General features: G+C 69.4%; 12 protein-coding genes and 1 tRNA gene. 4 read left to right on the top strand and 9 right to left on the bottom strand.

Annotated elements, in window-relative coordinates:
* Positions 1-5 precede the first annotated feature (5 nt).
* From cysN to ACWCSU_RS44005, 9 genes are all read right to left on the bottom strand, one after another.
* Complete coding sequence (gene cysN, locus ACWCSU_RS44045; RefSeq protein WP_449942462.1) at positions 6-1268, bottom strand: sulfate adenylyltransferase subunit CysN; 1263 nt, start codon at positions 1266-1268, stop codon at positions 6-8.
* Positions 1268-2182: a sulfate adenylyltransferase subunit CysD gene (cysD, locus tag ACWCSU_RS44040; protein WP_357710103.1), complete on the bottom strand. Its 915-nt coding sequence runs from the start codon at positions 2180-2182 to the stop codon at positions 1268-1270. Before cysD ends, cysN begins: the two co-directional genes overlap by 1 nt.
* A gap of 18 nt (positions 2183-2200) precedes the next feature.
* Positions 2201-2965 carry a 3'(2'),5'-bisphosphate nucleotidase CysQ gene (locus tag ACWCSU_RS44035; protein ID WP_357710100.1) on the bottom strand — a complete coding sequence of 255 codons (765 nt, stop codon included), beginning with the start codon at positions 2963-2965 and terminating at the stop codon, positions 2201-2203.
* Entirely contained in the window at positions 2965-4341 is a 1377-nt protein-coding gene (locus ACWCSU_RS44030) for a sugar transferase (protein ID WP_449942497.1), read from the bottom strand. Before ACWCSU_RS44030 ends, ACWCSU_RS44035 begins: the two co-directional genes overlap by 1 nt.
* A 227-nt stretch (positions 4342-4568) precedes the next feature.
* A complete protein-coding gene (pth, locus tag ACWCSU_RS44025) occupies positions 4569-5153 on the bottom strand; it encodes an aminoacyl-tRNA hydrolase (protein ID WP_352321980.1) in 585 nt (194 codons plus the stop codon).
* 59 nt (positions 5154-5212) lie between these two features.
* Entirely contained in the window at positions 5213-5842 is a 630-nt protein-coding gene (locus ACWCSU_RS44020) for a 50S ribosomal protein L25/general stress protein Ctc (RefSeq protein ID WP_357710094.1), read from the bottom strand.
* A 97-nt stretch (positions 5843-5939) separates the two neighbouring features.
* Complete coding sequence (locus ACWCSU_RS44015) at positions 5940-6917, bottom strand: ribose-phosphate diphosphokinase (RefSeq protein ID WP_125636621.1); 978 nt, start codon at positions 6915-6917, stop codon at positions 5940-5942.
* Positions 6914-8365, bottom strand: coding sequence for a bifunctional UDP-N-acetylglucosamine diphosphorylase/glucosamine-1-phosphate N-acetyltransferase GlmU (glmU, locus tag ACWCSU_RS44010; protein ID WP_357710091.1), 1452 nt, complete (start codon positions 8363-8365; stop codon positions 6914-6916). Before glmU ends, ACWCSU_RS44015 begins: the two co-directional genes overlap by 4 nt.
* A gap of 136 nt (positions 8366-8501) precedes the next feature.
* A tRNA-Gln gene (locus ACWCSU_RS44005) sits at positions 8502-8573 on the bottom strand.
* Between the two features lie 305 nt (positions 8574-8878).
* Between ACWCSU_RS44005 and ACWCSU_RS44000 the strand changes: the two genes are divergently transcribed.
* Genes ACWCSU_RS44000 through ACWCSU_RS43985 form a run of 4 tightly spaced genes read left to right on the top strand, consistent with a single transcriptional unit; the run spans position 8879 to position 13701 of the window.
* Positions 8879-9817: an acyl-CoA desaturase gene (locus ACWCSU_RS44000; protein ID WP_449942461.1), complete on the top strand. Its 939-nt coding sequence runs from the start codon at positions 8879-8881 to the stop codon at positions 9815-9817.
* Positions 9818-9869: 52 nt separating this feature from the next.
* Positions 9870-10763 carry a TetR/AcrR family transcriptional regulator gene (locus tag ACWCSU_RS43995; RefSeq protein WP_397038428.1) on the top strand — a complete coding sequence of 298 codons (894 nt, stop codon included), beginning with the start codon at positions 9870-9872 and terminating at the stop codon, positions 10761-10763.
* A gap of 54 nt (positions 10764-10817) precedes the next feature.
* Positions 10818-12878, top strand: coding sequence for an RNA degradosome polyphosphate kinase (locus ACWCSU_RS43990; protein WP_357710085.1), 2061 nt, complete (start codon positions 10818-10820; stop codon positions 12876-12878).
* A complete protein-coding gene (locus tag ACWCSU_RS43985) occupies positions 12871-13701 on the top strand; it encodes an NUDIX hydrolase (protein ID WP_449942460.1) in 831 nt (276 codons plus the stop codon). Before ACWCSU_RS43990 ends, ACWCSU_RS43985 begins: the two co-directional genes overlap by 8 nt.
* Positions 13702-13705: the final 4 nt, after the last annotated feature.

Below are 13705 nucleotides of genomic sequence, written 5' to 3'. Positions count from 1 at the left end.
GGGGTTCAGCTGGCGTCGATGATCATCCCGGCGCCGACCGTGCCGTTGGTGGCCTCGTCCACGAGGATGAAGCCGCCGGTCAGGCGGTTGCGGGCGTAGTCGTCGACGAACAGCGGCTGGGTGACCCGCAGCGACACCCGGCCGATCTCGTTGAGGCCGAGCCCGGTGGCCTCCTCGTCGCGGTGCAGGGTGTTGACGTCGAGCCGGTAGTGCAGGTCGCGCACCAGCGCCCGCGCCGTACGGGTGGTGTGCTTGATCGTCAGCTTGGTGCGCGGGGCCAGCTTGAGGCCGTCGGCCATCCAGCAGACCATGGCCTCCAGCTCCTGGGCCGCGTGCGGCTGGTTGTTGGGCCTGGCGATCATGTCGCCGCGCGAGATGTCGAGGTCGTCCTCGAAGCGCAGCGTGACCGACATGGGCGGGAACGCCTCCTCCACCGGCCCGTCGAACGTGTCGATCGAGGCGATGCGCGTGGTCAGCCCGGACGGCAGGTGCGTGACCTCGTCGCCCGGCTTGAGCACCCCGCCCGCGACCTGGCCCGCGTAGCCGCGGTAGTCGTGGAAGGCGTGGTCGGTGGCCTTCTGCGGACGGATCACGTACTGGACGGGGAAGCGCACGTCGACCAGGTTGCGGTCGGAGGCGATGTGCACGTTCTCCAGGTGGTGCAGCAGGGAGGTGCCCAGGTACCAGGGCATGTTCTCCGAGCGCGAGACGACGTTGTCGCCGTTGAGCGCGGAGATCGGGATGAACGTCAGGTCGGTCACGTTGAGCTTGGAGGCGAAGGAGGTGAACTCCTCCCGGATCTCCTCGAACCGCTCCTGCGAGTAGTCGACCAGGTCCATCTTGTTCACGGCCAGCACCAGGTGCGGCACCCGCAGCAGCGAGGTCAGGAACGCGTGCCGGCGCGACTGCTCCAGCACGCCCTTGCGCGCGTCGATGAGGATGATCGCCAGGTCGGCCGTGGAGGCCCCGGTGACCATGTTCCTGGTGTACTGGATGTGGCCGGGCGTGTCGGCGATGATGAACTTGCGCTTGGGCGTGGCGAAGTAGCGGTAGGCCACGTCGATCGTGATGCCCTGCTCGCGCTCGGCCCGCAGGCCGTCGGTCAGCAGCGACAGGTCGGTGTACTCGGTGCCGCGGTCGCGGGAGGTGCGCTCGACCGCTTCGAGCTGGTCCTCGAAGATGGCCTTGGAGTCGAAGAGCAACCGTCCGATGAGGGTGGACTTGCCGTCGTCGACGCTTCCCGCAGTGGCAAAGCGAAGAATGTCCATCAGAAGTAGCCCTCTCGCTTGCGGTCCTCCATGGCGGCCTCGGACGAGCGGTCGTCGGCCCTGGTGGCCCCGCGCTCGGTGATCCGGGTGGCCGCGATCTCCTCGATGATCTCCTCGACCGTGGCGGCCTTGGACTGCACGGCGCCGGTGCAGGTCATGTCGCCGACCGTGCGGTAGCGCACGACGGCCTCGAACAGCGGCTCGTCGTCGCCGCGCGACACGACGTCGGAGTCGGGCAGCAGCATGCCGTCGCGCTCGAACACCTTGCGGGTGTGCGAGAAGTAGATCGAGGGGATCTCGATGCCCTCGCGCCGGATGTAGTCCCAGATGTCGAGCTCGGTCCAGTTGGACAGCGGGAAGACCCGGATGTGCTCGCCCTTGCGGATGCGGGAGTTGTAGAGGTTCCACAGCTCGGGGCGCTGGTTCTTCGGGTCCCACTGGCCGAAGTCGTCGCGGAAGGAGAACACGCGCTCCTTGGCGCGGGCCTTCTCCTCGTCGCGCCTGGCTCCGCCGAACACGGCGTCGAACTCGTGCTCCTCGATCGCGTCGAGCAGCGTGGTGGTCTGCAGGCGGTTGCGCGAGGCGCGCCGCCCGGTCTCCTCCACCACCCGGCCGCTGTCGATCGACTCCTGCACGCTGGCCACGATCAGGCGCGCGCCCAGCTCCTCGGAACGGCGGTCACGGAACTCGATGACCTCGTCGAAGTTGTGCCCGGTGTCGACGTGCATCAGCGGGAAGGGGATGGCCGCGGGCCAGAACGCCTTCTCCGCGATGCGGAGCATGACGATCGAGTCCTTGCCGCCGGAGAAGAGCAGACACGGCCGCTCGAACTCCGCCGCCACCTCGCGCATGATGTGAATGGCCTCGGCCTCTAGTACGTCGAGCTGCGACGTCGTGTAGTCGCGCTGGAGCATGGGCGCTTCCTCCGGCGGTTAGCGATGCAGGTCCCGAATTCCGGCGAGCAGGGATGTCGCCAGCTCCGGTAGGGAAACCAGGATATCCGGTAGTGACGGGTCGGCTTGGTTGTAGGTCAGCTCCGAACCGTCGACGCGGCTGGCGAACGCCCCGGCGGCCTGCGCGACGGCGACGGGGGCCGCGGAGTCCCACTCGTACTGGCCGCCGGCGTGCACGTACGCCTCGACCTCGCCGGTGAGCACCGCGGAGATCTTCGCCCCCGCCGAGCCGATCGGCACCAGGTCGGCCCCCAGCAGGAAGGCCAGCTTCTGGACGAACTCCGGCGGCCGCGTACGGCTCACCGCGATGCGGAAGCGCCCCTTCTCGAACTCCGGCAGCGCGGGCGGCTCGGCGGTCGTCAGCGTACGGCCCTGCGCGGGCAGCGCCACGGCCCCCGCGGTCAGCTTGCCGCGCTCCCACAGCGCGACGTGCACCGCCCAGTCGCTCCGGCCCTCCTCGGCGAACTCGCGCGTGCCGTCGAGGGGATCGACGATCCACACGCGCTCGGCGCTCAGCCTGCGCGGGTCGAGCCGCTCCTCGCGGGTGGCCTCCTCGGACAGGACACTGTCACTGGGACGCAACCGCGCCAGCGCCTCCATGAGGAACACGTGCGCGGCCCGGTCGCCCTCCGCGCGCAGTGCGGCGGAGTCGCCGAACCCGGTGCGCTCGCGGACCCGCAGCAGCCTCTCACCCGCCTCTGTCGCCAGGTCGCCGGCTACGGCGTGGTCGTCGCGAATCGTCATCAATATGCTCCTTGCCCGCGGGCGACGGCCGACCAAGTCTTCCACAGGATCTGGAGGTCCAGCGTGAGGGACCAGTTCTCCACGTAACGCAGGTCGAGACGGACGGATTCCTCCCACGACAGGTCAGATCGCCCGCTCACTTGCCACAGCCCGGTCAGCCCCGGGCGCACCAGAAGCCTTCTGCGCACGTCGTCACCGTAGCGCGCCACCTCCTCCGGAAGCGGCGGGCGGGGGCCGACCAGCGACATGTGTCCGAGAAGCACGTTGATGAGCTGGGGCAGCTCGTCGAGGGAGTGGCGGCGCATCAGCGTGCCGAGCGGGGTCACCCGCGGATCGTTGCGGATCTTGAACAGCACCCCGTCGTGGTCGCTGACCAGGGTGATCTTCTGCTGCTCCGAGCCGCGCCGCATGGTACGGAACTTCAAGATCGTGAACGGCCTGCCGCCCTTGCCCACCCTGACCTGCCGGAACAGCGCGGGCCCCGGGCTCGTCCCGCGGACGGCCACGGCCAGGGCCACCAGCAACGGCGACAGCAGCACCAGCAACGCGGCGGCGACGACGCGGTCGAAGACGTTCTTGACCAGTTGCCGGGCACCGGTGAGTTCGGGGTGCTCGACGTGCAGCAACGGCAGCCCGGCGGCCGGCCGGATCATCGTGCGGGGGCCGGCGACGTCCATCAGGGCGGGGGCGACCACCAGCTCGGTGTGGGTGCGCTCCAGCCGCCAGGCCAGCCGGCGCAGCGCGTCGCCGTCCATCTCGGGGCAGGCCAGCACCGCCACGGTGTCGGCGCGCACCTGGTCGACGACCAGCGGCACGTCGCCGAAGTCGCCCGCGACGGGCACCTCGGTCAGCACCCCGGGCGGCTCGCCGTAGGGTAGGCAGGCGGCCACGACGTCCATGCCGTGGTGGCGTTCCCTGCGGAAGAGGTGGACCAGCTCGGCGATCGAGGCCGGGTGGCCGACCGCGACCACCCGGCGCATGCAGGCCCCGGCCGCCCTGCGCCGGTTGAGCGAGCGCCGCAGCAAGTAGCGGGCGACCAGCGTGAGCAGCGTGACCAGGGGCAGCGCGAGCACGACGTAACCGCGGGCGACGTCGGTCTTGGTGACGTACGAGCCGATCGCGGTGGCCGCGGTCAAGGCCACGCCGGCGTGCACGACGCGGCGGAACTCCTCGGAGCCGACGCCGATCATGCGGGGCTCGTAGGCCCGGTTGAGGGCGACCGCGCAGACCCACACCCACGGCAACGCCACGCTGACCAGCAGGTACGGCAGCACGTACGGGGTGAACCCGCCGAACCTCCCGCAGAAGGCGGCGGCGGACCCGATGCCCGCTCCGCACAGATCGCCCACGACGGCACGGAACCGGTAAGAACGCATCCACGCCGGAGTCACCGGGCTGACCCGCCACGAGAGGGCCTCGCCGGTCTTCAAGGGCTCTCCTGCCTCACTGCGTGAGGCGGCCTCGGTCGCCAAATGCCGTCTTCCCCCGCTCCCGCCGCTGCTCAGGGCGGTGACGCGCCCCTGCGTGCCCGTTCCCGTACGGACAGTCACAGATGGTAGCCGCGCGTGCGCGGCGACAGGCGGTGAACGGTGCTATGCGGCGATCAGCGCGGAGGGCCGGAGATGTGCAGATCAGCCCGGTGGAAGTCGTTCTGGGTGGCTTCCAGGCCGCGGGCCATGAGCGACTCGACGACGTCGGCGCCCCGGTCGACGAGGAAGGGCAGATCCTTGCGCTCGACGGTGGCGAAGTCTCTGAGCACGAAGGTGGCCGGGTCCATGCGGCCGGGCGGCCGGCCGATGCCGAAGCGCACCCTCAGGTAGTCGCGGGTGCCGAGGACCTTGGTGATGGACTTGAGCCCGTTGTGGCCGTTGTCGCCGCCACCGAGCTTGGCGCGCAACGCGCCGTAGGGGACGTCGAGCTCGTCGTGGACGACGATCAGCCGGTCAGGGCCGATCTTGTAGAAGTCGGCGAGCGCCTTGACCGGCCCGCCCGACAGGTTCATGTACGTCAGGGGCTTGGCCAGCACAGCGGCCCGCGTCTCCAGCACCTCGGACCTGCTCTTGTGCGCCTTGAAGCGCCCGCCGGCCCGCGCGGCCAGCTCGTCGAGCACCATGAAGCCCGCGTTGTGCCTGTTACCCGCGTATTCGGGCCCCGGGTTGCCCAGTCCGACGATCAGCCAGCGGTCCATGTGCTCCCCTTGCAGCGGAACGGGGGCGGCCTCGCGCCACCCCCGTTCGCGGGACGTGCTTACTCGGCGGCGGCCTCGGCGGACTCGCCCTCGCCCTCGGCCTCGGCGGTCTCGCCCTCGACGGCCTCCGCGGCCTCGGCGGCGGGCTCCTCGGTCGGCTTGGCGATGACGTGGAGGACCACGACCTCGGGGTCGGCGGCCAGCGTGGCGCCCGACGGCAGCTTGAGCTGCGCGGCGGTGATCACGGTGCCGACCTCCATGCCCTCGACGTCGACCTCGACGCCGGTGGGGATGTGGGTGGCCTCGGCCTCGACGGCCACCGAGACGAGCTGCTGGTCGAGCAGGCCCTCGGAGTTGACGTCGCCGGTGGTGGTGACCGGGATCTCGACGGTGACCTTCTCGCCGCGCTTGACCAGGAGCAGGTCGACGTGCTCGACGAAGCCCTTGATCGGGTCGCGCTGCACGCCCTTGGGCAGGGCCAGCTCGTCGACGCCCTCACCCTGGAGGCGGATCAGCACGTTGGGCGTGCGGAGGGCGAGCAGCACCTCGTGACCGGGCAGGGTCAGGTGCTTGGGGTCGATGCCGTGCCCGTAGAGGACGGCGGGCACCTTGTCGGCGCGGCGGATCTTGCGGGCGGCGCCCTTGCCGAACACCGTGCGCGACTCGGCGGCGATACGTACTTCAGACATGACATCTCCTAGGGATGCAGAGATCGGATTGTGGCGCGCTCCCCCTCACCCGCCCTAGCGGAAGGCGTTACGAGCGCAACCCGTACAGCTTACTCGCTCAGGTGTCGCCCTCGAACAGGCTCGTGACGGAGCCGTCGGTGAAGACCTCGGTGACGGCGCGGGCGATCAGCGGGGCGATCGAGAGCACGGTCAGTTTGTCGAACCTCTTGGTCTCCGACAGCGGCAGCGTGTTGGTCACGATGACCTCGGAGATGCGGGAGTTCTTCAGCCGGTCGACGGCGGGGTCGGAGAAGACCGCGTGGGTGGCGGCGACGATCACGTTGGTGGCGCCCTGCTCGTAGAGGGCGTCGGCGGCCTTGCAGATCGTGCCGGCGGTGTCGATCATGTCGTCGATCAGCACGCAGGTGCGGCCGCTGACCTTGCCGACGACCTCGCTGACCTTCACGGAGTTGGCCACGTCGAGGTCGCGGCGCTTGTGGATGAAGGCCAGGGGCGTGCCGAGGGTGTCGGCCCAGCGCTCGGACAGGCGGACGCGGCCGGTGTCGGGCGAGACGACGGTCGTGTTCGCCAGGTCGAGCTTGTTCTTCAGGTAGCTCTCCAGGACCGGCATCGCGAACAGGTGGTCGACGGGTCCGTCGAAGAAGCCCTGGATCTGCGAGGTGTGCAGGTCGATCGACATGAGCCGGTCGGCGCCCGCGGTCTTGAACAGGTCGGCCATCAGCCGGGCCGTGATGGGCTCGCGGCCGCGGCCCTTCTTGTCCTGGCGGGCGTAGCCGAAGAACGGCATGACCACGGTGATGCGCTTGGCGGAGGCCCGCTTGAGCGCGTCGACCATGATGAGCTGTTCCATGATCCACTTGTTGATGGGACCGGTGTGGCTCTGGATCACGAACGCGTCGCAGCCGCGGACGGACTCAAGGTAGCGGGCGTAGATCTCGCCGTTGGCGAAGTCGATCAGTTTGGTGGGGGTGAGCGAGACGCCGACGTGCTCGGCAACCTCTTCGGCCAGCTCTGGATAGGCCCGGCCGGAGAAGAGCATGAGGTTCTTCTCGCCCGGCTGTTTGATGCTGGTCACTGTTCGTTCTCCTGCTGTGCTCGCTCGGCCAGCGCCCGTTCGGCGGCGGCGGCCGACTTCGTGCCCGCGCGCTTGCGCAAGACCCATTTCTCGATGTTGCGCTGTCGCGCCCTGGCCACGCCCATCGCCCCTGGGGGTACGTCGTTGACGATCACGGATCCGGCCGCGGTGTTGGCGCCGTCGCCGATCGTCACGGGAGCGATGAGCATGGTGTCGCAGCCGACGAACGCGCCGTCGCCCACGGTGGTGTGGTGTTTGTCGACCCCGTCGTAGTTGACGAAGACGGTGGAGGCGCCGATGTTGACGTCTTCCCCGATGGTGGCGTCGCCGGCGTAGGTGAGGTGGGGCACCTTGGAGCGCTCGCCGACCTTGGTGTTCTTCATCTCGACGAACGTGCCCGCCTTCGACCTGCGGCTGAGCACGGTGCCGGGGCGCAGGTAGGCGTAGGGGCCGACGTTGGCCTCCGGGCCGATCTCCGCGTTGTCGCAGACCGCGTTGCGCACGACGGCGCGCTCGCCGACGCGGGTGTCGGTCAGCGTGGTGGCCGGGCCGATCTCGGCGCCGGCGCCGACGACCGTGCGGCCGTGGAGCTGGGTGCCGGGGTGGATGACGGCGTCGGGCTCGATCTCGACGCCCACGTCGACCCACGTGGCGGCCGGGTCGATGACGGTGACGCCGGCGCGCATGTGCTCCTCCAGCAGCCGCCGGTTGAGCACCTTGCGGGCGAAGGCGAGCTGGACGCGGTCGTTGACGCCCTCGACCTCGACGTGGTCGGCGGCCACGCAGGCGCCGACCCGGTGGCCGTCGCCGCGCAGGATGCCGAGGACGTCGGTGAGGTACTCCTCGCCCTGGGCGTTGTCGGTGGACACGCGCTTGACGGCGTCGGCGAGCAGCAGGCCGTCGAAGGCGTAGATGCCGGAGTTCATCTCCTTGATCGCGCGCTGCTCGTCGTCGGCGTCCTTCTCCTCGACGATCTCCAGCACGGCGCCGGAGGGGTCGCGGATGATCCGGCCGTAGCCGGTCGGGTCGGGCACCTGGGCCGTCAGCACGGTGACCGCGTTGCCGTCGGCGGCGTGCTTGTCGAGCAGGGTGGCGAGGGTCTGGGCGCGCAGCAGCGGCACGTCGCCGTAGGTGACCAGGATCGTGCCGGCGATCGTGCCGACCTCTTCGAGCACGGTGCGGACGGCGTGGCCGGTGCCGCGCTGCTCACGCTGGACGACGGCGCGCGCGTCGGGGCTGGTGGCGGCCAGATGGCCGCCGACCTGTTCGAGCGCGTGGCCGATGACGACGATGAGCCGCTCGGGACCGAGGTCGCGGGCGGCGGCGAGCATGTGGTCGACCAGCGCGCGGCCGCACAGCTCGTGCAGGACTTTCGGGGTCTGGCTCTTCATCCGGGTGCCCTCGCCCGCGGCGAGGACGATGACGGCTGCCGGGCGCGGCACACTCACGGACTGAGGCTCCCTGTGACTGGACGGATCAGGGTCGTCGGCGCGGCTACCGCACCGCAACCCCCCCGACACCGTGAGGATACCTGCCCGCTTCGGAACTCTCTCGCGCGGGGAGCCGCTGGGATGACACTCAAGGCTCCCGGAAGAGGACTCGAACCCCTACAAAGTGGACCAAAACCACTTGTCCTGCCGATTAGACGATCCGGGATGGACCGGACACCGTGGCGTCCGACACACAGCCCCTACGATACCGAGCCCGCACGGGCGTATGCGCCCTCAATTCTCTCGCACATCTCCAGTGTCCGCGAATACCAGGGCCATGGACGGGTAGTCGGCGCGCTGCGCGCATAACAGAGCACCCCAAAAGCCGCAAGGTAGGAAACCCACTCACCTCGACGGACCGGCCGTCAGCTATGTGACATCCACAGCTTAGGGCTTCCTTACTTACGATGGCGTAGGTTACGGTGGCGTAGCCCGGACATTCGTCCTCATACATGTAGTTGGAGGTAGCCCATGACCGTTCTCGCCGAGCGTTCCTCCCCCGCCCCGAAGCCCGACTTCGAACCCGAACCGAAGTCCAGGGCAGAGATCATCACGTTTGCACTCGTGGTCGGACTGCCCCTGGTCGCGCTTGCGGCGGCGGTCCCGCTGGCCTGGGGATGGGGACTCGGCTGGACGGACATCGCCATCGCCTTCGTCTTCTACGTCGTCTCCGGGCTCGGCGTCACCGTCGGGCTCCACCGCTACTTCACGCACGGCTCCTTCAAGGCCAAGCGGCCGCTGAAGATCGCGATGGGCATCGCGGGCAGCCTGTCGCTGGAGATGTCCGTGCTGGACTGGGTGGCCACGCACCGCAAGCACCACAAGTTCTCCGACAAGGAGGGCGACCCGCACTCGCCGTGGCGCTTCGGCCCCGGCTTCAAGTCGATGTCCAAGGGCCTGCTGTACGCCCACATGGGCTGGCTGTTCGAGAGCGAGCGCACCAACCGCGAGAAGTACGCCCCCGACCTGTGCAAGGACGAGGACATCCAGAAGCTGCACAAGTGGTTCCCCACGCTGGCCCTCGTCTCGGTCCTGCTGCCCGGCGTGCTCGGCCTGCTGCTGACCTGGTCCTGGCAGGGCGGCCTGACCGCGCTGTTCTGGGGCTCGCTGATCCGCATCGGCCTGCTGCACCACGTGACCTGGTCGATCAACTCGATCTGCCACGTCTTCGGCGAGGAGTCCTTCCAGACGCGCGACAAGTCGCGCAACGTCTGGTGGCTGGCCATCCCGTCGTTCGGCGAGTCCTGGCACAACCTGCACCACTCCGACCCCACCTGCGCCCGGCACGGCGCGCTCAAGGGCCAGATCGACCTCAGCGCCGGCCTGATCCGCCTGTTCGAACGGGCGGGCTGGGTGTACGACGTGCGCTGGCCGACGCCAGAACGCCTGGCGGCGAAGCGCATTGCCTGACGAGAATCAGCCGATGAACGGCCATTCGTCCGTGGCCGTCATTATGGAACCCGTGACCGAACCCCGATCTCGCAGGCGCATGTCCGGTAGAGAGCGCAGAGAGCAGCTGATCCTGATCAGCCGCACGCTGTTCGCCGAGAAGGGGTTCGACGGGACCTCCATAGAGGAGATAGCCGCCACCGCGCAGGTGTCGAAGCCTGTGGTGTACGAGCATTTCGGCGGCAAGGAAGGCGTCTACGCGGTCGTCGTGGACCGCGAGATGCAGAAGCTGCTCGGCATGATCACCTCGGCCCTCGCCGCCTCCCACTCCCTCATCAAGCTGGAGCGGGCCGCCCTGGCCCTGCTGCAGTACATCGAGGAGAGCAGCGAGGGCTTCCGCATCCTGGTGCGCGACTCGCACGCGGCCTCGGGCACGGGCACGTTCGCGAGCCTGATCAGCGAGATCGCCAGCCAGGTCGAGGACGTCCTGGCCGACGAGTTCGTGGAGCGCGGCTACGACCCCAAGCTCGCCCCGATGTACGCCCAGATGCTGGTCGGCATGGTCGCGCTGACCGGCCAATGGTGGCTGGACGTGCGCAAGCCGGGCCGCGAGGAGGTCGCCGCGCACCTGGTGAACCTGGCTTGGAACGGCCTGACCGGGCTGAACCCGAGCCCGGTCATCTCCGTGGCCACCCGCAACCAGGCCGCCGCCGCCAAGCCGCGCGTCAGCGACAAGGAGCTGCGCGACTTCGAGAAGGCGCGCGAGAAGGAGCTCAAGGAAGCGGAGAAGCTGCGCCAGCGTGAGCTGCGTGACGCGGAGAAGGCCAGGGTACGAGAACTGAAGGAGCGCGAGCGGGTGCTGAAGGAGGCGGAGAAGGCCCGCGAGCGCGAGGAGAAGATCCGTCAGCGGGAGGCCAGGCTCGCCGAGCGCGCCGCACGCCTGGAGCAGGCCGACCATCCGGAGTGAGTCGTTGCGGCTACGTTAACGTTCCGTTCAACCAATCGGGGCAATATAGGCCATATGTCCGCGGAACCGCTGCAACCGGGAAACGATCTGCCCCTGCCACAGGAGCGGTTCCTCAACCGTGAGGAGAGCTGGCTCCAGTTCAACGAGCGCGTACTCGAACTGGCCGAGGACCCGTCGCTCCCGCTGCTCGAACGGGTCCGCTTCCTGGCCATCTTCGCCAGCAACCTCGACGAGTTCTTCCGCGTACGGGTGGCCGGCCTGAAGCGGCGCATGGCCACCGGACTGCTGCTGCGCACCAAGAGCGGGCTCAAGCCGCGCGAGGAGCTGGCCAGGATCGCCACGATCGCCGACTCCCTGGCCAAGCGGCACGCCGCCGCCTTCCACGACCGGCTCTGCCCCCAGCTCGCGACCGAGGGCATCGAGATCGTCCGGTGGGACGACCTGGGCCGCGAGGAGCGTACGGAGCTGCGCAAGCTGTTCAGGGAGCGGATCAGGCCGGTGCTGACGCCGCTGGCGGTCGATCCGGCCCACCCGTTCCCCTACATCTCCGGGCTCAGCCTGAACCTGGCCGTGCTGGTGCGCAACCCCATCACCGACCACACCGTGTTCGCCCGGGTCAAGGTGCCCTCGCAGCTCCCACGGTTCGTGCCGGCCTCCAAGGACCGGTTCGTGCCGCTGGAGGACGTCATCGCGGCGCACCTCGGGCAGCTCTTCAAGGGCATGGAGATCCTCCAGCACCACGTCTTCCGCGTCACCAGGAACGAGGACCTCGACGTCGACGAGGACGTCACCGAGAACCTCATGCAGGCGCTGGAGAAGGAGCTGCTCAAGCGGCGGTTCGGGCCGCCCGTGCGGCTGGAGGTCGAGGAGACGATCACGCCGGAGGTGCTGGCCCCGCTCGTCGAGGAGCTGGAGCTGGCCCCGCACGAGATCTACCGGCTGCCCGGCCCGCTCGACCTGACCGGCCTGCACGCCATCGCCGACCTCGACCGCGGCGAGCTGAGCTTCCGCCCGTTCGTGCCGGCCGAGGTGATCAACGCCGAGGACGACGTCTTCACCACCCTGCGCGAGCGCGACGTGCTGCTGCACCACCCGTACGACTCGTTCGCGACCAGCGTGCAGCGGTTCATCGAGGAGGCCGCGGCCGACCCCCGGGTGCTGGCGATCAAGCAGACCCTCTACCGGACCAGCGGCGAGTCGCCCATCGTGGACGCGCTGATCGACGCGGCCGAGGCGGGCAAGCAGGTCGTCGTGGTCGTGGAGATCAAGGCCCGCTTCGACGAGCACGCCAACATCTCCTGGGCCAGGAAGCTGGAGCGGGCCGGCTGCCACGTGGTCTACGGCGTGGTCGGCCTCAAGACCCACTGCAAGCTGGCCCTCGTCGTCCGCCAGGAGCCCTCGGGCGAGCTGCGCCGCTACTGCCACATCGGCACCGGCAACTACAACCCCAAGACGGCCCGCCAGTACGAGGACTTCGGCCTGCTCACCGCCGACCCGCTGGTGGGCGAGGACGTCACCGACCTGTTCATCCACCTGACCGGCTACTCCAACCACTCGGCGTACCGGAGGCTGCTGGTCGCGCCGCACTCGATGCGCAGCGGGCTGCTGGCCAGGATCGACCGGGAGATCGCCCACCAGCAGGCGGGCCGCCCGGCCCGGATCAGGATCAAGACGAACTCGCTGGTGGACGAGCCGATCATCGACGCGCTCTACCGGGCGTCCAGGGCGGGGGTGCCGGTGGACCTGTGGGTGCGCGGGATCTGCATCCTGCGCCCCGGAATCCCCAATTTGTCGGAAAATATCCGCGTAAGGTCGGTTTTGGGGCGCTTTCTTGAGCACTCCCGCGTGTACGAGTTCGGCCTCGGCAGGCGTCCCGAGGTGTGGATCGGCAGCGCCGACCTGATGCGCAGGAACCTCGACCGCCGGGTCGAGGCCCTGGTCAAGGTGACCTCCCAGCAGCACAAGGCGTACCTGATCGAGCTGATGGACCTGGCCATGGCCGACACCACGAACGCGTGGTGGCTCAACTCCGACGGCAACTGGATCCGTCACCACGGCGAGGACCTGCAGAGCCATCTCGTCAGCACCAGGCGTTGGAGGACCGTTGATGACTGACCTGCTCCGGGCCGCCGGAGCCGTCGTCTGGAGGGGCGAGGAGAGCAGCCCCGAGGTGGCGGTGATCCACCGCCCGCGCTACCGCGACTGGACCTTCCCCAAGGGCAAGCTGGAGAGCGGCGAGCACGTGATCGCCGCCGCCCTGCGCGAGGTCGACGAGGAGACCGGCCTGACGGTCGTCCTGGGCCGGGCCCTGCCCCCGATCCACTACCTCAGCGGCGGCCGGCTCAAGCGGGTCGACTACTGGACCGCGCGGGTCGCCTCCGACGCCGGCTTCGAGCCGAACGAGGAGGTCGACGAGCTGCGCTGGCTCTCGCTGGACCAGGCCCGCGAGCTGCTGACCTACGAGTGGGACGCCGGGCTGCTGCGCGCCCTGAAGGCCGCGCCGCTGGCGACCGTGCCGCTGGTGCTCGTACGGCACGGCACGGCCGGGTCCAGGAGCGAGTGGGACGGCGACGACGCGCTGCGCCCGCTGGACGCGCACGGCGGCTCCCAGGCCGCCACCCTGGCCACCGCGCTGCCCGCCTACCGGCCCGAGCTGCTGGTGAGCTCGCCCAGCCGGCGGTGCGTCCAGACGCTGGAGCCGTACGGAACCCCGATCAGGACCGAGCCGCTGCTCAGCGAGGAGGGCCAGGACCCGCGCAAGACGCCGGACCTGGTCGGCGAGCTCGCCGTGCCCGCCGCCGTGTGCAGCCACGGAAAGGTCCTGCCGCACCTGATCCACGCGCTGAGCGGCAAGGACGTGCACCTGCGCAAGGGCGCGTTCGCGGTGCTGCACCGGCTGGACGGGCACGTCGTCGGCGTCGAGCGCTACGCGACCTGACGGC

The organism is Nonomuraea sp. NPDC001699 (genome assembly GCF_053596455.1).
This window is presented reverse-complemented; position numbering and strand designations above follow the sequence as displayed.